Origin of the sequence: Bradyrhizobium sp. STM 3809, from assembly GCF_000239795.1 — a bacterium.
Taxonomy (GTDB): domain Bacteria; phylum Pseudomonadota; class Alphaproteobacteria; order Rhizobiales; family Xanthobacteraceae; genus Bradyrhizobium.
Window position 1 is genome coordinate 1 of sequence record NZ_CAFJ01000654.1, and the last position, 1400, is coordinate 1400.

A 1400-nucleotide genomic window follows, 5' to 3' on the forward strand; every position below is an offset into this window, starting at 1 on the left:
CCCCCGACACCAACATCCATCTCGACACCAGCCGCGCGCCGTCGGCGGTGCCGGTCGACGATGCCGTGCTGCCGTTCGAGGTCGCGGCGCTCGATCTGCGCGGGCGCCTGACCCGGATGGGGCCGGCGCTCGACGACATCCTCACCAAACACGCCTATCCCGCGCCGGTCGGCAAGCTGCTCGGCGAGGCGATCGTGCTGACGACCCTGCTCGGCTCCGCGCTGAAGTTCGACGGCCGCTTCATCCTGCAGACCCAGACCGACGGTCCCGTCTCGTTCCTGGTGGTCGACTTCCAGGCGCCCGACCGGCTGCGCGCCTATGCGCGCTACGACGAAGCGCGGCTGCAGGCGCTGAAGGAGCAGGCCAAGGACTCCGGCGCGCTGCTCGGCAAGGGCCATCTGGCGATGACCATCGACCAGGGCCCCGACATGAGCCGCTACCAGGGTCTGGTCGCGCTCACCGGCGGCAGCCTGGAGGAGGCCGCGCACGAATACTTCCTGCGCTCCGAACAGATCCCCACCCGCGTGCGCCTCGCTGTCGGCGAGGAGTGGAGCGGCGGCAAGCACCGCTGGCGCGCCGGCGGCCTGCTGGCGCAATTCCTGCCGCAGGCGCCCGAGCGCCTGCGCCAGGCCGATCTGCACCCCGGCGACGCCCCGGAGGGCACCGAGCTGCACACGGTCGAGGAGGACGAGGCCTGGGTCGAAGGTCAGTCGCTGGTCGCGACCATCGAGGACGTCGAACTGATCGATCCGGCACTGTCCGGCGAGCGGCTGCTGTACCGCCTGTTCCACGAGCGCGGCGTCCGCGTGTTCGACCTGGTGCCGCTGCAGGCGCGCTGCTCCTGCTCGCGCGACGCCGTCGCCAACATGCTGAAGAGCTTTTCGCCGCAGGACCGCGCCGACATGGTCAAGGACGACAAGGTCGTCGTCACCTGCGAGTTCTGCTCCTCGGTGTATGAGTTCACGCCGCATGAAGCGGGCGTGACGGAGAATTGAGAGCTGAGCGAGCTGCGCTCAGTTCTATTGTCATGGACCAATAGGTTTCTGCGGTTCGCTGCTAGATACAGCGCCCTCTCCCCTTGCGGGAGAGGGCATCTTCGCTCGATCTACTTGCGCGATCGGGTGAGGGGTATCTCTCCGCGAATGATCCTCGCAGAGACATACCCCTCACCCAACCGAGCTCGTCGCGCTGTCCTACATGCCCTCTCCCGCAAGGGGAGAGGGCGCAATCATTTGCACTGCGCCGGGGCCGAGCATGCGCAAATTCTAGGGCTATTAGTTCGCGGTCGAGCCGTCGCCGCGCTCTCTCGATTGCCCGTCGCGCACCTCTGTCGCAGTCAAAAATCGCTTGTGCCGTCGGGCAAATCACTGGCAGATTTCCGCGCGTCCCTGCTGCCGCAA

General features: G+C 67.3%; 1 protein-coding gene. It reads left to right on the top strand.

The annotated features are described in order from the left end of the window. The first annotated feature begins 14 nt into the window (after positions 1-14). Positions 15-995 carry an Hsp33 family molecular chaperone gene (locus BRAS3809_RS29055; protein WP_035659253.1) on the top strand — a complete coding sequence of 327 codons (981 nt, stop codon included), beginning with the start codon at positions 15-17 and terminating at the stop codon, positions 993-995. Positions 996-1400 lie beyond the last annotated feature (405 nt).